Raw genomic sequence first — 18,869 nt, 5'->3', positions numbered from 1 at the left:
TGGGACCAGAGTTTCTGTTGGCGGTGTTACCCTACCAGCAGTCGGAACCAAAGGACGGACCGTGAACCAGCCTCGCCCGCGGATCGCCGCGATCGGCGTCTTCCATGAGACCAACACCTACTCGCCGCTGCCGACCGGCCTGACCGCGTTCCGCCGCCGGGGGCTGCTGCGCGGGTCCGCGTGGGTCGAGGAGTTCGCCGGGACGCGCACCGTCGGCGGCGGCTTCCTGGCCGGAGCCGCCGAGGCCGGGCTGGACGTGATCGGCGTCTTCGGCGCGTACGCCACGCCGGCCGGACTGGTCACCGCCGAGGCCATGGACGTGATCATCGACGGGATCCGTACCGAACTCGATCACGCCGGTGCGGTCGACGGTGTTCTGCTCGAGCTGCACGGCGCCCTGGTCGCGGATCGTCACCCCGACGCCGAGCAGACGATCGTCAGCCTGCTCCGGAACCGCCTCGGCGACCGCCCGATCATCGCGGTCACCGACCTGCACGCCAACGTCCGGACCGGCCGACTGGCGGAGTTGGATGCCCTGATCGGCTACCGGACCAACCCGCATGTCGACACGTACGACCGCGGCCGCGATGCGGCGTTGATCATGGGCCGAGTGCTCCGTGAGGGCATCACCCTGACCCGCGCCCACCGCGGGCTGGACTGCCGAGCCATCCCGTCCAGCCAGGCCACCGCGGATCGGCCGTTGCGGTTGATCATGGACCGAGCCCGGGCCCTGGAGTCGGAGTACGGCCTGCTCGACGTCACCGTGCACGCCGGTTACGCCTATGCGGACGTGCCCCACCTCGGGATGGGGTTCTCGGCGACGGCGGACGCTCGCTGCCGGGACCTGGCCGAGGCCGCGGTCACCGACCTCGCGGCGTTCGCCGAGCCCCTGCTCGGAACGTTCGTACGAGAACTGCCGTCGCCGGCCGAGGCCTTCGCCGACGCCCTGGCCGGCCCCGGCCTGGTGGCGATCGCCGACACCGGTGACAACATCAACGGCGGGTCGCCCGGTGACGGCACCTGGCTGCTGCGGCTCGCTCTTGATCATCCCGAGGTACCGATCACCGGCACCCTGTGGGACCCCGAGGCAGCGGCGGCGGCCCACCGGGCCGGAGTGGGCGCGGCCCTCGCCCTGGAACTGGGCGGCCGGTCCGGTCCGAGCTCCGGCACCCCGGTGTCGGTCGAGGCGACCGTGCGGTCGGTGACGGACGGCAGCTTCGTGAACACCGGACCGATGGCCACCGGCGCCAAGGTCGGCATGGGCGACGCCGCGGCGATCAGGATCGGCACGCTCGATCTCATCCTGCAGTCGACGCCGATCCAGCCGAACGACCCGGAACTGTTCCGCTCACTGGGTCTCGACCCGAGCACGTACCGGATCGCACTGTTGAAGGGCGCGGCCGCGATCCGGGCCGGCTGGTCCCCGATCGCCGAGCGCTTCGTCGACGCCGCCACGCCCGGCCCGTGCGACGCCGATCTCTCCCGGCTGCCGCTCACCCACTGACCCGCTCGAAACGCCCGATCGGCCCGAGCACTTGCTTCCTGCCCGCTTCATGCATGAAAATGCGAGTGTGCATGTACAGTCGGCGGAGGTCGAACTCAGGTGACGGAGCTGGTGCGGGCGATCTACGAGATCGAGACGGCCCTGCCCCTCGAGCAGGCGGCCGAGGTGATGGCCGGCGAGCAGTCGAGCGGGACGTTCGTCGCGGTCGCCCGGGAGACTGCCGAGCTGAAGCTGCGGCACCGCGCGACCGTCGCCGCGATCGAGGAGCTGCCGCCGAGCGGCCGTCCCCCGCTGCCCGGCGCCACCGGCGACTGGAGCCGCGCCCGCCGGGCCCGGGTCATGATCGACTTCCCGCTGCGGAACTTCGGCCCGTCGCTGCCCAATCTGCTCGCCGCGGTCGCCGGCAACCTGTTCGAGTTGCGCGAGGTCGGCGCGCTCCGCCTGGTCGACCTCGACCTGCCGGACGCCTTCGCCGAGGTCTATCCGGGCCCGGCGTTCGGCGTGGACGGCACCCGCAAGCTGATGGACCGGCCGGACGGGCCGATGATCGGCACCATCGTCAAACCCAGCGTCGGGCTCGGTGCCGACGACCTGGCCGCGCTGGTCACCGAGCTCGCCGAGGCCGGGATCGACTTCATCAAGGACGACGAACTTCAGGGCAACCCGCCCCACCTGCCGCTGGCCGAGCGGGTCGCCGTGGTCACCGGCGCCCTGAAGCGGGTGGCGGACCGGACCGGCCGGCTGCCGATGTATGCCTTCAACATCACCGACGACATCTCCCGGCTAGCCTCGAACCATGATCTCGTCCGGGACGCCGGGGGCCGCTGCGTGATGATCTGCGTGACCACCGTCGGGCTGGCCGGGCTGCAGTATCTCCGGGAACGTTCCGAACTGCCGATCCACGGTCACCGGGCGATGTTCGGGGCGTTGTCCCGGTCGCCGCAGCTCGGGCTCGACTTCGTCGCGTTCCAGAAGCTGGCCCGGCTCGCCGGCGCCGATCACCTGCACACCAACGGGATCTCCAACAAGTTCTACGAGACCGATGATCAGGTCGTCGCCTCGATCGCCGCGGTCCGGGCGCCGCTGTTCGGCGGCTACCCGACGCTGCCGGTGCTGTCCTCGGGCCAGTCGCCCGGCCTGGCCCACGCGACGTACGCGATGGTGGGGACGGCCGATCTGCTGGTGCTGGCCGGCGGCGGCATCCACGGCCACCCGGCCGGACCGGGCGCCGGCGTCCGGGCCATGCGTTCGGCCTGGGATGCCGCACTGACCGGCGAGGACCTTGATCAACGCGCCGGCCGGGACGCCGAGCTGGCCACCGCGCTCGAGACGTTCGGACGCCGCTGATGACGCGCGCGAGGCTCGGCCCATGACACGCGTGGGGTTCTACGGGGACGACTTCACCGGGTCCGTCGACGCCCTGCTCCAGTACCGCCGGGCCGGGCTGGACGGCGTCCTGCTCACCAGTACGGACGCCCTTCGGCCGGGCTCGGCCGATCTCGCCGGCCGGGATGTCGTCGGCATCGCCGGGATCGCCCGTGCGCTGCCGGCCGACGATCTCGCCACCGAAGTGGCGCCGGCGCTCGTCCGGCTGCGCGACCTCGACCCGCGGGTGGTGCAGTACAAGGCCTGTTCGACGGCCGACTCCTCGCCGGAGATCGGCAGCCTGGGCCGGGTGCTGGAGATCGGCCGGCAGCTGTTCCCGTCGCTGCCGGTGCCGCTGCTGTTCGCCCAGCCGGACTTCGGCCGCTACACGGTCTTCGGTCAGCACTTCGCCTCCGACGGCGAGCGGGTGCACCGGCTGGACCGGCATCCGATCATGGCGCACCACCCGGTCACGCCGATCGCCGAGGCGGACCTGGCCCGGCTGATCGGCCGGCAGACCTGGCTGTCGGTCGGCTCGGTGCCCTGGACCGAGTACGCCGACCCGGCCCGGCTGGCGAACCTGATCAAGGCCGCACCCGAGGCGGCCGTGATCTTCGACGCGCTCACCGATGATCACCTCGAACGGATCGCGGCCGCCGTCCTGGCCGAGCCGACGCGGCCGCGGTTCATGATCGGCTCCGGCGGGCTGAGTCTCGGGATCGGGCGTGCCCTTCGACAGGCTCAGGGATCGGAGTCACGTGGGCTGAGCCTGTCGAAGCCCACCGCCGTGTCTCCCGCGCCGGACCGCACCCTGGCCCTCAGCGGCAGCGCGTCGCCGCGCACCCGCGAGCAGCTCCGGACCGCGGTACGGGCCGGCTGGCACGAGCTGGATCTGTTCCAGGACGGGGTTTCCGCACGCGCCGTCGCCCTGCACCGCTCCGGCGTCCCGGTGGTCGTGCACACCCTGTCCCGGGACCGGGTCGAGCCGTCGGATCGCGTCGCCGACCGGCTGGCCGAGGTCGCCGCCGCGGCGCTGGACGCAGTGCCGGAGACCCGGATCCTCTGCTGTGGCGGGGACACCTCGGGCAGCCTGTTGCGCCGGCTCGGCGTCCGGGAGTTGATCATCGAGGCAGAACCGTGGGGCAACCTCGCGTTCTGTCGTGCCACGCGCGCCTCCGGTTCGTTCGAGGTGATCTTGAAGGGCGGTCAGATGGGCACCGCCGACGTGTTCGAGGACGTACGACAGGGAAGGCCCCACGTTCCATGCTGACCGACACCCACGCCAGCCGGCACGCGCTGATGACCTCGCTGCCGCCCGCGGCCTGCTCGATCGAGGGCGGCTCGCCGCTGGCCCGGCTGCGCGAGCGCGCGATCGAGGTGACCATCCCGACGATGGGTTCGATCATGTTCGACCCGGCGATCTCCCATGCATACCAGAACTTCCTGATCGCGGCCGGCACCGCCGACGGCGACCGGCAGGGCCCGCCGTTCATGGACGGCGACTTCTACAAGTGGCTGGAGGCGGCCACCGCGATCCTGGCCGAGACCGGCGATCCGCGGCTGGAGAAGTGGCTGGACCTCGGCGCGGCCGCGATCGCCGCCGCGCAGCAGCCCGACGGCTACCTGCAGACGAAGACCACCGTGGCCCGGCGCAGCGATCCGGCCGTCCAGCCGCTGGCCGAGACGATGGACTTCGAGACCTACAACTTCGGCCACCTGATCAACCTCGCCTGCATTCACCACCGGGTCACCGGCAAGGACGACTACCTGCGGTTGGCGATCAAGGTCGCCGGCTACCTGCAGCAGACCTGCGCCGACGACCCGGCCGCGATCGCCCGCTGCAACACCTGCCCGTCGCACTACATGGGCGTGGTCGAGCTGTACCGGACCACCGGCGATGAGCAATACCTGAGGCTGGCCGAGCGGCTGCTCGAACTGCACGGCGGCAAGGGATCCGAGGGCGGCGACGACAACCAGGACGTCCTTGGAGTACGGGAGCAGCGCAAGGCCGTCGGGCACGCGGTCCGCGCCAACTACCTCTACGCCGGGATGGCCGACGTCGCCCTGGAGACCGGCGATCCGGAGTTGATCACCGCCCTGTACGCGATCTGGGACGACCTGGTGTCCAGCAAGCTGTACCTGACCGGCGGCTGCGGCGCGCTCTACGACGGGGCCTCGCCGGACGCCGGCCAGGACTATTCCATGATCACCAAGACGCACCAGGCCTACGGGCGTCCGTACCAGCTGCCGCAGACGACCGCGTACAACGAATCCTGCGCCTCCCTGGGGTATCTGATGCTGGCCTGGCGGCTGCTGCTGCTGACCGGTGAGGCCCGGTTCGCCGACGAGATCGAGCGGGTGATCTACAACGCGCTGCCGGCCATGATCGGCGCCGACGGGAAGAGCTACTTCTACACCAATCCGCTGCGCCAGGTGCGCGGGCTGCCGTACCCGCTGCGACGGGCCGGCGACCCCGGCGGCACCGTGGTCCCGCCGTCCGACCGGCGCGGCCGGCAGGAGTACATGAACCACTGCTTCTGCTGTCCGCCGAACATCGCCCGGTTCATCGCCGAGCTGCCGTACTACGCGTATTCTCAAGCGGACAACGGGATCTGGGTGCACCAGTACCTGACCGGACACGCGGCCGCGACACTGAACGGAGTGCCGGTCACCCTGCACCAGCAGACCGCCTACCCGGCCGACGGCACGGTGACGATCACCGTCACAGCCGAGCGGCCGGCCCGCGGCACGATCCGGCTCCGGGTGCCCGGCTGGGCGCCGGGAACGACCGTCGAGGTCGACGGCACCAAGATCGACTCCGTCGAGAACGGCTACGCGGTGGTCGACCGGGACTGGGACGCCGCGACGATCACCGTACGGATACCGCTGCGCCCGAAGATGATCACGGCGCACCACTTCGTCGAGGAGGCCGCCGGTCAGGTCGCCGTGGTCCGCGGACCGGTCGTCTACTGCCTGGAGAGCGCCGACCTGCCGACCGGAGTCGGGATCGAGTCGGTGCTGCTGCCCCGTACCGTCGAATGGGCCGAGGAGGCCGGCACCGGGATCTTCGCCGGCCACGTCCTGCTCACGGCCACGGCGCTGCGCCGGCCCGACCAGGTGCGGCCCGGTTCCCTGTACGGGGAGCTGGTGCCGACCGATCCGGAACCGCTGCCGGTCCGACTGGTGCCGTACGGACTCTGGGGGAACCGGGGTCCGGGCGAGATGTCGGTCTGGAACGCGCTGGCCTGGTAGTCCGGTTTCCTCTGTCAAGCAGCAACCCTGGAGTTGATCATGACCCGCATCGCCTTCATCCACACCGGCGCCGTCGTCATCCCGACGTTCGCCGCGCTGGCCCGGACCCACCTGCCGGACGTCGAGGTGCAGCACCTGCTGGACGACAAGATCGTCACCGACCTCGGCCGGGACGCCGAGGCGACGCACGTGGCCGGCCGGCTGCACGCGCTCGGCCGGGCGGCCGTCGAGGCCGGCTCCGGCGCGGTGATCTTCTCCTGCTCCTCGATCTCCGGCTTCGCCGCCGACCTGCAGCAGCGGCTGGGCGTCCCGGTGCTCCGGATCGACGAGGCGATGGCCGACCGGGCCGTGGCCGGCGGGACCCGGATCGCCGTGATCGCCACCCTGCCGACCACGCTGCGCCCGACCGCGGCCCTGCTGCGGGAACGGGCCGAGCTGGCCGGGCGGCCGGTGGCCCTGACCGAGCGGGTCGTCGACGGGGCGTTCCAGGCAGTCAGCTCCGGCGACCAGGCCGGGCACGACCGGTTGGTCGGGGCCGCGATCACCGAACTGGCCGCAGGGCACGACGTGATCGTCCTCGCCCAGGCCTCGATGGCCGGCGCGGCCGCGACCGTCCAGGTCGGTGTCGAGGTGCTGACCAGCCCGGAGCTGGGCGTCCGGCGCGCGGCCGAGGTCGTCGGAACTCTCGACCGGGCGACCCCGTGAACTCCCGAACCGGCGGGTCCGGCGCTGTTACCGTACCGGCATGCGCGGGAACTCGGCGGACGACGGGACGGCGATGAGCTCGTCGGCGGCCACGGCGCCGCCGGTCGCCGTCGGCCGGTTGTCCCTGGTGGTCAAGACGGCCCGGATGTATCACGAGGAAGGCCTGCTGCAGCCGGAGATCGCCGAGCGGCTGAACATGACCCAGTCGCGGGTGTCCCGGATGCTCAAGGAGGCGGCCCGACTCGGCATCGTCCGTACCGTGGTGGCCTCCCCGCCCGGGTTGTATCCGGAACTGGAGCAGGCGCTGCGGACCACGTTCGCCCTGCGCGACGTCGTCGTCGCCGAAGCAGCGTCGGACAGCGAGGCGGGCGTGCTGTCGTCGCTGGGCGCGGCCGCCGCGAGCTACCTCGAGGGAACCCTGCGCAGCGGCGAACGGATCGGCATCACCTCCCGGTCGGCCTCGCTGTTCGCGATGGTCGACGCGCTCGGACCGGTGACCACCGGCGGCGCGGAGGTCGTCGTGCAGACCCTCGGCGCGGTCGGCAACCCGGCGATGCAGGTCCGGGCGACCCGGCTGACCGACCGGCTGTCCCAGCTGACCGGCGGCGAGCCGGTCTATCTGCCGGCGCCCGGAGTCGTGGCCAGCAAGGCGGTCCGGGACGGGCTGCTGCTGGATCCGTACATCGCCGAGGCGGTGGCCGCCTGGAGCGGCCTGACCATGGCGCTGGTCGGCATCGGCTCGGCCAAGCCGTCGCCGCTGCGGGCGTCCTGGGGCACCGCGCTGCCGCAACGTGATCTTGATCGGTTGATCAAGCTCGGCGCCGTCGGCGACGTCTGCCTGAACTTCTTCGACGCCGCCGGCGACCTGGTCGACGCCCGGCTCACCGACCGGGTGCTGGGCATCGGCCCGGACGAACTGCGCGCCGTGCCACGCCGGATCGGCGTGGCCGGCGGCCCGGGCAAGGTGGACGCGATCCGGGCGGCGGCGGCCGGCGGCTGGATCAACGTCCTGGTCACCGACCACTTCACCGCGCGCCGCCTGGTCGACGCCTAGCCTTCGACGAACTCAGGTGGCGGTGTGGCTCTTGATCGCCTTCGCCGCGACGTCGATCGCCTCCAGTTGATGATCACGGAACTCGGGCAGCGTGGGATGCCACGGCGTCTGCAGGAAACCCAGCAGGCGTGAGGGATCCAGCCGTTCGGTGCAGAAGTCCACGGTCCGCCCGAAGTTCTCCGGCACGGTCCAGTTGCTGCCGGTGGGGATCTGGTCGTAGCCGTGATCGTCCAGATCGAGGTACGTCAGGTAGCGATCATCGCCCTCGACCTCGCGGGGCCGGCCGGACTCGTCCGAGGCGAACGGAGCGCTGTAGTACCAGTTGCTCTGGATGATCGACTTCGGCATCTTCTCGTAGTACGGCTCCGGGTGCCGCCAGGCATGATCGGACCAGATCCACGGCCGGGACCCGTTCCGGTCCACCGCGTCGGCGAAGCGGAGCAGGTCACGCCACCAGAGATCGTGCTGGCGCATGATCGCCAGTTCCATGTTCCGCTGGTAGCTCGCCGCCTCCTCGTCCATGCCGATGTGGAAGAAGCGCGGCCGGCCGAAGAGTTGCGCCACCTCGTCGATCAGGTCGGCGCACACCTCGTAGTAGAGCTTGGTCGAGACCATCTTCGAGTACTCGCCGAGCCAGGCGTCGTGGCAGGCGCTGAAGTTGAGCTTCGGGATCGGCTCCAGGCCGAGGCCGCGGAGCCGGCCCAGCTCCTCCTCCAGCCGGCCGAGGCTCCAGGCACCCTTGATCGCGATCTCCGGGTGCGACGCGTACTGCACGCCGTCGCCGAGGTCGATGACGATCATGGTGAAGCCGGCGTCCGCCATCCGCTGGGTCAGCTCGGCCCAGAGGTCGTCGTCGCAGCGCAGGTCCGGCGAGTACGAGATCGGTGAATCGCCGGGTGTATCCAGCCACATGTTGTAACTGAGGTGCAGCAGATTGGCCCAGATCAGTGGTTCGGGCATCTCAGAACTCCTTCGCCCAGAGCGGGCGGTCGTTTCACAGAACGCAACCACGGTATCAATGTGCAAAGCCGCTTGACCAGCCGTTGACATGGAAAGATGCGCTCCCTACGTTCATCGGGTGCCGGAGCGGTTGATCATCGGCGCCGCCCAGCTGGGGCAGGCGTACGGACGCGGAGCGAGACGGGAGCCGCCGTCCGCGCCGGAAGCCGAGGCGTGGTACGAGGCCGCGGTCGCCGTCGGCGCCCGGGGGATCGACACCGCGCGGGCCTACGGCGACAGCGAGGCCGTGCTCGGGCGCGTCCGCGACGGCCGGGACGGGCCGGCGGTGATCACGAAGATCCGGCCGCTGTCCGAGCTCGACGCCGAGTCCGCTCCGGATGCCGTGGAGCGGGCCGTCCGGGACAGCCTGGAACGTTCCTTCGCGGCGTTGCGGGCCGACGCGGTGGACACGGTGCTGCTGCACCGTGCCCGCGATCTGCGGGCCGGCGCGGGGCGGGCCGTGACGATCCTGGACGCCCTCCGCGCCGACCGGGTGATCATCGAGTGGGGCGTCTCCGTCGGCGCCCCGGACGAACTCCTCGAAGCGCTCGAAGTGCCCGGCCTCAGTCATGTCCAGCTGCCGTACAACCTGCTCGACCGGCGCTGGTGCGAACCGTCCGTCGTCGCCGCGATCCGGTCCCGGCCGGAGGTGGTGATCGCGGCCAGATCCACGTACCTGCAGGGAATGCTCGTCGATCCGCTGGCCCGCGCCTGGCCCGGTCCCGGCGATCCCGCCGTGCTCGCCGAGCGACTGCGCGCGGCCTGCCAGGCACTGGGCCGGGAGAGCCTTCGTGATCTTGCCCTCGGTTACGTGCTCGGCCATGTCTGGGTCGGTGCCGTGGTCGTCGGCGCCCGGTCGGCCGAGCAGATCGTCGACACGGCACGCCTGGTCGCCAGGACTCCGCTCAGCCTGGCCGAGATCGACTGGCTGCGCGCCGAGCTCCCGGCCGGCCCGCTCGACCTCGTCGACCCGTCCCGCTGGAAAGGATGATCATGACCGATTCACGACTCCACCGGTTCGACCTGTCCGGGCAGGTGGCCTGGGTGGTCGGCGGCGCCGGGCTGCTCGGCAGCGAGGTGTCCCGGGCGCTGGCCGAACACGGCGCCCAGGTGATCATCGCCGACGCCGCACCGGACCGGGCCGAGGCGCTGGCGGCGACGCTGACCGGTGACGGGCTGCGCGCCGCCGGGCGAGGCCTGGACATCGGCGACGTCGACGCCGTGGACGCGCAGGCCGCCGAGATCGGGTGCGACCATGATCGACTCGACGTCGTGGTCAACCTGGCCGCGTTCCACAGCGGCAAGGGGTACGACGAGATCGGCGCCGACGACCTCGAGGCCGGCTACCGGGTCAGCCTGACCGGCTCCCTGGCGGTGAGCCGGGCGGCGGCCCGGGTGATGAAGGAGCGTGGCGCGGGACGCGGCGGACGGATCATCCTCTTCGGTTCCATGTACGGGACGGTCAGCCCGGACCCGGCCAACTATCCGGACGGGCTGCCGATCAACCCGGTCGACTACGGCATGGCCAAGGCCGGCATCGCCCAGCTGGTCCGGTTCCAGGCGGTCCGCTTCGGCCCGGACGGGATCACCGTGAACGCGGTCGTCCCCGGGCCGTTCCCCAACCCGGCCGGGCAGGGTGCCCACCCGGAGTTCCTCGACCGGCTGAGTCGGCGCACCGTGCTCGGCCGGGTCGGCCGGGCCGCCGAGATCGCCGGTGCGGTGGTCTTCCTCGCCTCACCGTCGGCGAGTTTCGTCACCGGTACCCAACTGGTGGTCGACGGCGGCTGGACCGCCTGGTAGTCCGCTTCGGTACGCCAGACTGGGTGGCATGGTGATCCAACGGGTGGCCGTGATCGGCGCCGGCATCATCGGCGCGGCCGTGGCGCGGGAGTTGCTGCTGCGCGATCCGGCGACCCGGGTCACGGTGATCGAGAAGGAGGCCGAACCGGCGCTGCACCAGACCGGGCGGAACAGCGGCGTCGTGCATGCCGGGCTCTACTATCCGCCCGGCTCGGCGAAGGCGCGGCTGGTCCGGTCGGGCATTGCGCTGCTGCAGGCGTTCTGCGCTGATCATGGGCTGCCGTACCAGGAGGTCGGGAAGGTGCTGGTCGCGCTGACCGACCAGGATCGGGAACGGATGGCGGCGATCTTCGAGCGGGCCCGGGCCAACGGGGTGCCGGGCGTGCGGCTGGTCGACGCCGACGGCCTGCGCGAGCTGGAACCGCACGCCGCCGGCATCGCCGGCCTGCATTCCCCCAGCACGGCGATCACCGACTACGGCGCGATCACCCGGGCCCTCCTCGGCGAGGTCACCGACGCGGGCGGTGAACTCCGGACCGGAGTCACGGTGACCGGCTTCACCGAGGTGGGCGACGAGGTCCGGGTGTTCGGCGGCGAGGAGCTCGGCGGCTACCACCGGGTGATCAACTGCGCCGGGCTGCAGGCCGATCGGCTGGCCCGGCTCGCCGGTGATCAGGAGTATCCGGTGATCGTGCCGTTCCGCGGCGAGTTCGCCGTGCTGCGGGCCGACCGGGCAGGCCTGGTCAACGGTCTGATCTACCCGGTGCCCGACCCGCGCTATCCCTTCCTGGGCGTACATCTGACCCGTCGCGTGGACGGTCGGGTCCTGGTCGGCCCGAACGCCGTGCTCGCCCTGGCCCGGGAAGGCTACCGGCGCCGCGACGTGACCGGTGATCAACTGCTGTCGCTGCTCCGCTGGCCGGGCTTCCGCCGATTCGCCCGCCGCAACTGGGCCACCGGGATCCGCGAGCTGGCCGGCTCGTCCAGCCGGCGGCTGTTCGCCCGCGCCGCCCGCCGCTATCTGCCCGAGCTCCGAGTTCGTGATCTCGAACCCGCCCCGCCCGGGATCCGGGCGCAGGCCATGGACGCCGACGGCTCGCTGGTCGACGACTTCCGGATCAGCCGGGCGGGCCGCGTCGTCTGCGTACGCAATGCTCCGTCACCGGCCGCGACCGCCAGCCTCGCCATCGCCCGGGAGATCGTCGACGCCGCCTGCGCCTAGGGAAGTCCGATCGCGAGGCCCAGGGTCTCGTCGAGCCAGGACTGCAGGTGCTGCAGAGTCCGCTGCGGCGGCCAGTCCACGGCGGCCAGCGGTCCCGATCCGGTGATGATCAGCAGCGCAGCCCAGGCCGCCTCGTGGAACGCGATGATGCCCGCCCGGTCGGGACCGATGGCCGGCAGCGACAGCAGCAGCTCGCGATGCTCGGGCAGGAGCCGGCGCGCCTTCGACAGGGCACCCATCCGACTGGTCTCGGGATCGACCAGGAGACACAGGTTGACCAGCTCGCCCCAGATCAGGTGGCAGCCTTGCAGCGCGGTGATCAGGTCGTCGCGGCCCAGCACCACCGGGGCGAGGCCGTAGACGCGGACCAGCTGGGCCACCACCGCGGCCGCGGCACCAAGATCGACTCCAACCCCCTCGGGCGGTGGCGTGAGTTCGAGGTGGTCGCCGTACACCTGGCGCAGCGGCATCCGCGGCCCACCGGGCTGCTGATCGTCCGTCACACTGATGTCGATCCGGGTCCACGGCGGCAGGACCAGGTTGAGCAGGCAGTGGTGATCACCGTCCCGGCGGATCGCCAGCAGCGGCTCGTCGACCGAGGTGGACACGGCCACCAGCGCGGCGTCGGCGAGCTCTGCCGGACTGACGCCGTCCGCACCGACGACCATGAGATCGAGGTCGCTCCAGCGATCGGCCGCCTGACGCGCGAGGCTACCGCCCACCAGGACCGCTCGCACCCCGGGCAACCTGGACAGCAGGTCGACGTAGTGATCAACGAGAGCGCGCACGTCCGCCATGGCCGTGACTCTAGCGACCGGGTCAGGCCGCCCCGACGGCGCGCTCGGTGACCGCGGCCCAGACGAGGCGCGCGAAGGCTCCGGACCCGAGGTCGTGGCTAGGGGATCAGGGACCTGACGGTGCCGTCGGGGGCCGTGGTCGTGATCTTGGAAGACCCGTCGGCGGTCACCGCCAGCCTGATCCGCTCCGTCCCCTCGCCGTCGCGCAGCGAGAGCGCCACCGTGCCGTCGGCTTCGCGGGACAAGCGCATCCGCAGGATGCCGTCGCCGCTGGCTCCGTCCGGCCAGTAGCGCTGCGCGATCGCGTCCCGTTCGGCCCCGGTCCTGCCTTCAGCCTCCTCCAGGAAGTCGGCGGCGGAGAAGTACGGCTGGTCGGCGAACTCGATCCACTTGGTCCGCGCCTCGCCCTCCTGTGCGGCGCCGAGGCGGAAGCCCTCGTTCTGCTCGAAGTCGTCCACGGTCCAGACGCCCAGCTGCCGCGGCACCCCGTCCACCGTGCCGCCGGCATAGATCAGACCGCCGGCTTCGGTGCCTTCGTCATTGCAGAACAGGATGCCGCCGAGGCTCCCCCGGCCGGGATGCTCGACATCGCGACCGCGGACCGGGGCCGTGTGGGACAAGGTCGAATTGCCGATGATCATCCGGGTCCGGCCGTCCGGCTCGACGATTCTGAGCCGCTGCACCCGCAGCTCGGCACCGGCGTCGTCGATCTTGATCCCGGCCTCCGCGGCAGCGGCCTCCGCGCGTGCCAGGGCCTCCGTCGCCGCGACGTGGGCGGCCCGTGCCGCCGTGAGTGCAGCGCTCAACTGAGCTTCGTCGGTCATGCCGAAACGTTAGTCGAGTCCTCCGGTGCCACCATGGACCCGTGGACACGGTACGGCTGCGGCCGGCACGCGCGGACGAGGCGGCGCTCCTGGGCGAGCTCGCGCTGCGGGCCAAGGGGCATTGGGGCTACACCGCGGCGTTCCTCGAAGCCTGCCGGTCCGAATTGACCTTCACGACGGCCGATCTGACCGCCCGCCGCTTCACCGTCGCCGACGCCGCGGGCGAGGTCCTGGGGTTCTCCAGTCTCGATGGCGAGCCGCCCGACGGTGAACTGGGCAATCTCTGGGTGGAGCCGGGAGCGATCGGGACCGGGCTGGGCCGTCGGCTCTTCGAGCATGCCGCGGAAACCGCCCGCGGGCTCGGGTTCCGGAGGCTCAGGATCGAGGCGGAACCGCGGGCGGAGGGCTTCTATCTCGCGATGGGGGCGACGAGGATCGGGGAGGTTCCGTCCGGGTCGATTCCCGGACGACCGCTGCCGCTGCTGAGTTTCGAGCTGATCAGGACGGCGGGTTGACCGGCTCGACGGCGCCGTCCACGGCGACCGTGCGGCCGCCGACGACGACCCTGGCGATGCCCTCCGGGGCCGCCCAGGGATCGAGGTACGTGGAGCGTTCGGTGATCGTGTCCGGGTCGAAGATCACCAGGTCCGCCAGCAGCCCCGGGGCGAGCCGGCCCCGGTCGGTCAGCCCGGCCCGGGCGGCCGGTGCCGACGTGCAGCGGCGGACGGCGTCCTCCAAGCTCAGCAGGGATTCCTCGCGGACGTAGCGCTGAAAGAGCCCGGGATAGGCGCCGAAGTAGCGTGGGTGCGGCAGGCCGCGATCACGCCGGTCGGGGTCGACGGCGAGGCCGTCGGAGCCGATCATGCTCAGCCGGTGGGTCAGCACCGCACGAAGATCGTCTTCGGAGCGGCCGAAGGCGATGATCGACGGGTCGGCGACGGCGAGCAGGTCGACGGCGGCCGTCTCCGGCGCCTGCCCGGTCGCCGCCGCGATCTCGGCGACGGTCCGACCGGCCAGTTCGGGACGGCCCGGCATCAGGCCGATCAGGACCTCGTCCCAGCCGACGTTGGGATCGCTCATCTCGCCGACGATCTTGGTCCGGAGCTCCGGATCGGCGAGCCGCGCGTGCAGCCCGTCCTGGCCGCCGTCCATGGCCCAGCGCGGCGCCAGCTGGGACAGGTTGGTGCTGCCGGCCAGGTACGGGTAGCAGTCCACCGCCACGTCGATCCCGGCCTCGGCAGCGGCGTCGATCTCGGCCAGCGCGGCGGGCACGGAGCCCCAGTGGCGCCGGCCGGCGACCGTGAGGTGGGAGATCTGCAGCCGGCAGCCGGACCGCTCGGCGATCGTCAGCGCCTCGCGTACCGCTTCCAGCAGCCCGCCACCGTAGTCGCGCATGTGCACGGTCAGCACCGCATCGTTGCGGGCGACCACCTCGGCCAGGGCAGTCAGCTCCTCGACGCTCCCGTACGCGCTCGGCGGGTACATCAGGCCGAGCGACAGCCCGACCGCGCCCTCGTCCAGCGCCTGCTGCACCAGCCCGCACATCGCCGCCAGCTCGTCGGGGTTCGGCGACCGCTGCTCGAGCCCGACCACGGAGGCCCGGATCGCCAGATGCCCGGCCAGCAAGGCGATCCGGAGGTTCGGTCGGTTCTCCTCGACGCGGGCCAGGTACTCGCCGACCCCGGACCAGGACCAGGGCACGTCCGGCTCCTCGACAATGCCGAGCAGACCGCGCACCCCGGCCACGGCGTCGGCCGCAACCGGAGCGACCGCGAGCCCGCAGTTGCCGGCGACCTCGGTGGTCACGCCCTGCCTGATCTTGCTGGTGCCGGCGGGATGATCAAGGACGGACAGGTCGGAGTGCCCGTGCAGGTCGACGAAGCCGGGTGCGACGACCAGCCCGTCCGCGTCGATCCGCTGCTCGGCCGATGCGGCGCCAAGATCACCGACGGCCACGATCCGGCCGTCGCGCCAGCCGACATCCACCCGGCGACGCTCCGCTCCGGTGCCGTCGACGAGCCAACCGCCGACGACCATCCCGTCCAAGATCATCTTCGGCTCAGCCCTGGATCGGTGTCCGCTGCTCGCCCAGGTTGCCGACCCGGGCGGTCATCACTTCGCCGGGCTTGAGGAAGACGCCGATCGCGGCGCCGGTGCCGTCCGGCGTCCCGGTCTCGATCACGTCGCCCGGCTCCAGGGTCATCACCGACGACGCGAACGCGATCAGTTCGGCGACACCGAAGATCATGTCCTTGGTCGAGCCCTGCTGCCGTACCGTGCCGTCGACCTCGAGCACCAGGTCCAGATCCTGCGGATCCGGCACCTCGTCGGCCGTGACCAGGTACGGGCCGAGCGGCGCGAAGCCGTCCGGCCACTTGCCGAGCAGCCAGTCGAAGAACGGGTGCGCGTGCTCCTCGTCGCGTTCGAAGCCCGGCTCGATCGAGCGCGCGGACACGTCGTTGGCCGTGACATAGCCCGCGACCACGTCGAGCGCCCGGTCCAGCGGGACGTCGCGGCAGCGCTCGCCGATCACGACGGCGAGTTCCACCTCCCAGTCGTTCCGGGTGGAGATCTTGGGCAGCGTGACCGGGTCGTACGGGCCCGTGATCGCGGTCGACGGCTTGAGGAAGAGCCGCGGCGTGGCGCGCGCCGGGTTCATCGGCGTGCCGCCGCCCTCCTTGATGTGGTCGGCGTAGTTGGCGGCGACCGCGAGCAGTTTCGGCGGCCGCAGCAGCGGCGAGGTCAGCGTGATCTCCGCCGCCGACCGCTCCGGGCCGGACCGTTGCCCGGCGGCGGCCAGGCCCTCGCCCTCCAGAACGCTCAGCAGATCGCCCGAGCCGAGTTCGATCACCCCGGCGTCGAGTTGATCACCGGCCAGCCGACCGTGGTAGAGCTCGCCGTCCCGGCGGTAGGTGACGAATCGCATGATCAGATTCCTTCCAGGTTGATGACGGCATTCTCCGTGATCGACCGGCGGGCCGCGTCGACGACCCCGGTCACCGCGTCGGCGTCGGCCGGCTCCAGCTCCGGCTCGGCGGCAGTCGGACCGTACGCCAGCAGGCGCGCCCCACCGTCGACCAGAACCGCCGGCCGGGTCAGGTCAGCGGCCAGGACGCCCTCGTTGCCCATCACCCGCAACCGGGCCTCGTCCAGCCCGGGCGTGGCGATCCGGCTCACCGTGAGCGACGCCCCGACCTCGTGGTCGAAGGTCAAGGTCGCGGTCAGCACCCCGTGATCATCGTCGAGCGACCCGGTGCAGCGCGCCGAGACCGTACGCACCTGGAGGCCGAGCACGAACCGGACGGCATCCACCGCCCCCGCCAGCAACCCGCCCAGCGTCTCGTCACCCGGGCCCCGTCGCACCAGCTCGGCCTGCACCGACCACGGCAGTCCCAGGTCGCCGCGGACGACCGCCGCGGCGACTCGCTGAACCCCTGGATCGGTCCGCACCAGCAGCCTGCCGCTCATCGCGCTCCCTCACCCTCGAGACTGATCATGGTCCCGCTCGCCAGGGAGCGTTCCGCGGCGTCGCCAAGGACGACCGCGGCCAGCCCGGTCCGGCCAGTCACGGGCTCCTCCTCGAGTTGATCACCCCGGACCGCAGCCAGCCAGGTCCGGGCCTGGGCCAGGAACGGGCTCGGCCCGGCCGGCACCGAGCGGGTCCCGTCGTGGCCCCAGGAGAGCAGGCCCTCGTTGTCCCAGGGCAGCCGCAGCGTGCCGCCGTCGCCCTGCACGAACACCTCCCGGTAGCCGATGGCGCGCGGCTGGTTGGCCCGGCTCATCTCGCAGACGGCGGACGCGCCCGAGGCGTAGCCGACGGTGATCATCAGGTAGTCGTGCACCTCGAGATCGGCGGCCGCGCGCTTGCGCCCGTGAGCGTGCAGGTGGGTCGGGGTGTCGCCGAGCCACCAGGTGACCAGGTCGAGCAGGTGGACGCCGTTGTGCAGCGCGTGCCCGCCGGACCGGCCGCGGTCGATCTGCCAGTTCCGCCAGTCGCCCCAGATCCAGCCGCCGAGCAGCGTGATCCGGGCCTGCAGGGGCCGGCCGACGGCGCCGTCGACGATCGCCTGCCGGACCGCCCGCGCGTACGGTGCGTAGCGGTGGGTGTGTGCCGCCGACAGCACCAGCCCGCGGTCCTCGAAGAGCTCCACCAGCTCGGCGGCCGCGGCCGGGATGATCGCCAGCGGCTTCTCGATCAAGGCATGCACCCCGGCCTCGGCCAGCACCCGCCCGATCGCCGGATGGGTGTGGTTCGGCGTGCAGACGATCGCCGCGTCGGCCGACCAGTCGGCGATCGCCGTACCAAGATCAACGGCCCACGGCACCCCGCCGGCCGCCTTCGCCGCCGCGGCCGCCCGGCCGGGATCGAGATCGACGATGCCGGCCACCTCGGCGTCCGGCAGTTGGTCCAGGGCGGACAGGTGTTCGCCGGCGATGAAGCCCGAGCCGACGACGATGACTCTGGTGGGTGCGGTCATGATCACGCCAGCCCCAGCGCGGGCCGCGGATCGCCGTCCAGCAGCCATTCCAGCGTCTCGTTCTTGATCGCCGGCATCCCCTCGATCCGGGTGGCGGCCATCGAGCGCAGTCCGGCGACGGCGTCGGCCGGCGTCCACAGCGCGTAGTCGGAGCCGAACAGCAGCTTGTCCACCACCGACCATTCCTGGGCCCTGGCCAGGGCAAGGTAGCCGTCCATCGGACGGTGCCAGCTCGCCGAGACATCGGTGAACACGTTGCGGTTCTTGCGGCAGATCACCATCGTCTCGCGCTGCCACGGATGGCCCATGTGCGCGATGATCTGCTTCAGTCCCGGGTGTCGCCGGGCGACCTCGTCGACGACCAGCGGCTGACTGATGTCGAGCCGGCCCTCCGGGCTCGGCGTCGCGCCCATGTGCCAGAGGATGATCAAGCCGGCCGCCTCGGCCGCCGCGTAGACCGGATCGTGCTTCGTGTCCCGTGGATCGAAGTGGGCCAGCACCGGGTAGAGCTTGATCCCGCCGAGCCCGCGGGCGATCCCGTCCTGGAGTTGATCAAGGACGTCGTCGTCGCTGAGGTCGAGCGCCATGAAGCCGACCGTCGGGGTCTCGGTGTTGGCGCAGAACCACTCGACGTACTCGTTGGGGGTGTCCACGCCGGCCCGGGTGGCCCGCAGTCCGAAGGTGAACGCGAGCTCGACGCCGGCCTCCTTCATCGCCGCGTCGAACTCGGCGGGCGTCTTCTCCTCGTAGTCGTGACCGTAGACGGGCTTCCAGTTGGTCTCCCACTCCGGGCCCCAGTGCTTGCTGAGGTGGCAGTGGGTGTGAACGTCGATCATCGCTTCCTGTTCGGTTGTGGCTGGGTTCGGGTG

The 18,869-nt window shown here is 71.6% G+C and carries 18 protein-coding genes; 10 read left to right on the top strand and 8 right to left on the bottom strand.

Features of this window, described 5'->3' with window-relative positions; all coding sequences use genetic code 11:
* Positions 1-61 precede the first annotated feature (61 nt).
* The 6 genes from AC6CCG_RS08225 to AC6CCG_RS08200 all read left to right on the top strand — a co-directional run bounded on the left by AC6CCG_RS08225 (position 62) and on the right by AC6CCG_RS08200 (position 7,880).
* On the top strand, positions 62-1,504 hold the full coding sequence (locus AC6CCG_RS08225) for a M81 family metallopeptidase (RefSeq protein ID WP_496654004.1): 1,443 nt from the start codon (positions 62-64) through the stop codon (positions 1,502-1,504).
* Between the two features lie 99 nt (positions 1,505-1,603).
* The gene (locus AC6CCG_RS08220; RefSeq protein WP_496654003.1) at positions 1,604-2,851 is read left to right on the top strand and encodes a RuBisCO large subunit C-terminal-like domain-containing protein; all 1,248 of its coding nucleotides are present in this window, start codon (positions 1,604-1,606) and stop codon (positions 2,849-2,851) included.
* Positions 2,852-2,873: 22 nt separating this feature from the next.
* The gene (locus tag AC6CCG_RS08215) at positions 2,874-4,139 is read left to right on the top strand and encodes a four-carbon acid sugar kinase family protein (RefSeq protein ID WP_496654002.1); all 1,266 of its coding nucleotides are present in this window, start codon (positions 2,874-2,876) and stop codon (positions 4,137-4,139) included.
* Complete coding sequence (locus tag AC6CCG_RS08210; protein ID WP_496654001.1) at positions 4,133-6,121, top strand: glycoside hydrolase family 127 protein; 1,989 nt, start codon at positions 4,133-4,135, stop codon at positions 6,119-6,121. Before AC6CCG_RS08215 ends, AC6CCG_RS08210 begins: the two co-directional genes overlap by 7 nt.
* A gap of 39 nt (positions 6,122-6,160) precedes the next feature.
* Positions 6,161-6,826 carry an aspartate/glutamate racemase family protein gene (locus tag AC6CCG_RS08205; RefSeq protein WP_496654000.1) on the top strand — a complete coding sequence of 222 codons (666 nt, stop codon included), beginning with the start codon at positions 6,161-6,163 and terminating at the stop codon, positions 6,824-6,826.
* A gap of 40 nt (positions 6,827-6,866) precedes the next feature.
* On the top strand, positions 6,867-7,880 hold the full coding sequence (locus tag AC6CCG_RS08200) for a sugar-binding transcriptional regulator (RefSeq protein ID WP_496653999.1): 1,014 nt from the start codon (positions 6,867-6,869) through the stop codon (positions 7,878-7,880).
* A 12-nt stretch (positions 7,881-7,892) separates the two neighbouring features.
* Here AC6CCG_RS08200 and AC6CCG_RS08195 read toward each other — a convergent pair whose 3' ends face one another.
* Entirely contained in the window at positions 7,893-8,840 is a 948-nt protein-coding gene (locus AC6CCG_RS08195; RefSeq protein ID WP_496653998.1) for a glycoside hydrolase family 20 protein, read from the bottom strand.
* A gap of 118 nt (positions 8,841-8,958) precedes the next feature.
* Here AC6CCG_RS08195 and AC6CCG_RS08190 point away from each other — a divergent pair, with 118 nt between their 5' ends.
* Genes AC6CCG_RS08190 through lhgO form a run of 3 tightly spaced genes read left to right on the top strand, consistent with a single transcriptional unit; the run spans position 8,959 to position 11,901 of the window.
* The gene (locus AC6CCG_RS08190) at positions 8,959-9,870 is read left to right on the top strand and encodes an aldo/keto reductase (protein ID WP_496653997.1); all 912 of its coding nucleotides are present in this window, start codon (positions 8,959-8,961) and stop codon (positions 9,868-9,870) included.
* 2 nt (positions 9,871-9,872) lie between these two features.
* Positions 9,873-10,679 (top strand): SDR family NAD(P)-dependent oxidoreductase, encoded by an 807-nt coding sequence (locus AC6CCG_RS08185; RefSeq protein WP_496653996.1) that lies wholly within the window; start codon positions 9,873-9,875, stop codon positions 10,677-10,679.
* A 28-nt stretch (positions 10,680-10,707) separates the two neighbouring features.
* Positions 10,708-11,901 (top strand): L-2-hydroxyglutarate oxidase, encoded by a 1,194-nt coding sequence (gene lhgO, locus AC6CCG_RS08180; RefSeq protein WP_496653995.1) that lies wholly within the window; start codon positions 10,708-10,710, stop codon positions 11,899-11,901.
* Here the strand turns inward: lhgO and AC6CCG_RS08175 are convergent.
* Positions 11,898-12,698 carry a nucleotidyltransferase domain-containing protein gene (locus AC6CCG_RS08175; RefSeq protein ID WP_496653994.1) on the bottom strand — a complete coding sequence of 267 codons (801 nt, stop codon included), beginning with the start codon at positions 12,696-12,698 and terminating at the stop codon, positions 11,898-11,900. The genes lhgO and AC6CCG_RS08175 overlap by 4 nt on opposite strands.
* A 98-nt stretch (positions 12,699-12,796) precedes the next feature.
* On the bottom strand, positions 12,797-13,522 hold the full coding sequence (locus AC6CCG_RS08170) for a hypothetical protein (RefSeq protein WP_496653993.1): 726 nt from the start codon (positions 13,520-13,522) through the stop codon (positions 12,797-12,799).
* Between the two features lie 41 nt (positions 13,523-13,563).
* Here AC6CCG_RS08170 and AC6CCG_RS08165 point away from each other — a divergent pair, with 41 nt between their 5' ends.
* The gene (locus AC6CCG_RS08165) at positions 13,564-14,037 is read left to right on the top strand and encodes a GNAT family N-acetyltransferase (protein WP_496653992.1); all 474 of its coding nucleotides are present in this window, start codon (positions 13,564-13,566) and stop codon (positions 14,035-14,037) included.
* Here the strand turns inward: AC6CCG_RS08165 and AC6CCG_RS08160 are convergent.
* Genes AC6CCG_RS08160 through AC6CCG_RS08140 form a run of 5 tightly spaced genes read right to left on the bottom strand, consistent with a single transcriptional unit; the run spans position 14,021 to position 18,836 of the window.
* Positions 14,021-15,574 carry an N-acyl-D-amino-acid deacylase family protein gene (locus tag AC6CCG_RS08160; protein WP_496653991.1) on the bottom strand — a complete coding sequence of 518 codons (1,554 nt, stop codon included), beginning with the start codon at positions 15,572-15,574 and terminating at the stop codon, positions 14,021-14,023. The two genes, AC6CCG_RS08165 and AC6CCG_RS08160, sit on opposite strands and share 17 nt — an antisense overlap.
* 7 nt (positions 15,575-15,581) lie before the next feature.
* Positions 15,582-16,448 (bottom strand): fumarylacetoacetate hydrolase family protein, encoded by an 867-nt coding sequence (locus tag AC6CCG_RS08155; protein ID WP_496653990.1) that lies wholly within the window; start codon positions 16,446-16,448, stop codon positions 15,582-15,584.
* A 2-nt stretch (positions 16,449-16,450) separates the two neighbouring features.
* Positions 16,451-16,990, bottom strand: a complete 540-nt coding sequence (locus AC6CCG_RS08150; RefSeq protein ID WP_496653989.1) for a Gfo/Idh/MocA family protein — start codon at positions 16,988-16,990, stop codon at positions 16,451-16,453.
* Positions 16,987-18,000: a Gfo/Idh/MocA family protein gene (locus AC6CCG_RS08145; RefSeq protein ID WP_496653988.1), complete on the bottom strand. Its 1,014-nt coding sequence runs from the start codon at positions 17,998-18,000 to the stop codon at positions 16,987-16,989. Before AC6CCG_RS08145 ends, AC6CCG_RS08150 begins: the two co-directional genes overlap by 4 nt.
* Positions 18,001-18,002: 2 nt before the next feature.
* A complete protein-coding gene (locus AC6CCG_RS08140; RefSeq protein ID WP_496653987.1) occupies positions 18,003-18,836 on the bottom strand; it encodes an amidohydrolase family protein in 834 nt (277 codons plus the stop codon).
* Positions 18,837-18,869: the final 33 nt, after the last annotated feature.

The sequence above is a fragment of the Microlunatus sp. YIM B11417 genome, from assembly GCF_059617205.1.
The sequence above is the reverse complement of the archived record's forward strand: the minus strand, read 5'-3'. Positions and strand labels throughout refer to the sequence as shown.

Excerpts from the sequence above, each read along its gene's own strand:
- AC6CCG_RS08215 (WP_496654002.1), top strand. The coding sequence starts at position 2,874 with ATGACACGCGTGGGGTTCTACGGGGACGACTTCACCGGGTCCGTCGAC.
- AC6CCG_RS08145 (WP_496653988.1), bottom strand. The coding sequence starts at position 18,000 with ATGACCGCACCCACCAGAGTCATCGTCGTCGGCTCGGGCTTCATCGCC.
- AC6CCG_RS08210 (WP_496654001.1), top strand. The coding sequence starts at position 4,133 with ATGCTGACCGACACCCACGCCAGCCGGCACGCGCTGATGACCTCGCTG.
- AC6CCG_RS08170 (WP_496653993.1), bottom strand. The coding sequence starts at position 13,522 with ATGACCGACGAAGCTCAGTTGAGCGCTGCACTCACGGCGGCACGGGCC.
- AC6CCG_RS08150 (WP_496653989.1), bottom strand. The coding sequence starts at position 16,990 with ATGAGCGGCAGGCTGCTGGTGCGGACCGATCCAGGGGTTCAGCGAGTC.
- AC6CCG_RS08195 (WP_496653998.1), bottom strand. The coding sequence starts at position 8,840 with ATGCCCGAACCACTGATCTGGGCCAATCTGCTGCACCTCAGTTACAAC.
- AC6CCG_RS08160 (WP_496653991.1), bottom strand. The coding sequence starts at position 15,574 with ATGATCTTGGACGGGATGGTCGTCGGCGGTTGGCTCGTCGACGGCACC.
- AC6CCG_RS08175 (WP_496653994.1), bottom strand. The coding sequence starts at position 12,698 with ATGGCGGACGTGCGCGCTCTCGTTGATCACTACGTCGACCTGCTGTCC.
- AC6CCG_RS08205 (WP_496654000.1), top strand. The coding sequence starts at position 6,161 with ATGACCCGCATCGCCTTCATCCACACCGGCGCCGTCGTCATCCCGACG.
- AC6CCG_RS08185 (WP_496653996.1), top strand. The coding sequence starts at position 9,873 with ATGACCGATTCACGACTCCACCGGTTCGACCTGTCCGGGCAGGTGGCC.
- AC6CCG_RS08140 (WP_496653987.1), bottom strand. The coding sequence starts at position 18,836 with ATGATCGACGTTCACACCCACTGCCACCTCAGCAAGCACTGGGGCCCG.
- lhgO (WP_496653995.1), top strand. The coding sequence starts at position 10,708 with ATGGTGATCCAACGGGTGGCCGTGATCGGCGCCGGCATCATCGGCGCG.
- AC6CCG_RS08155 (WP_496653990.1), bottom strand. The coding sequence starts at position 16,448 with ATGCGATTCGTCACCTACCGCCGGGACGGCGAGCTCTACCACGGTCGG.
- AC6CCG_RS08200 (WP_496653999.1), top strand. The coding sequence starts at position 6,867 with ATGCGCGGGAACTCGGCGGACGACGGGACGGCGATGAGCTCGTCGGCG.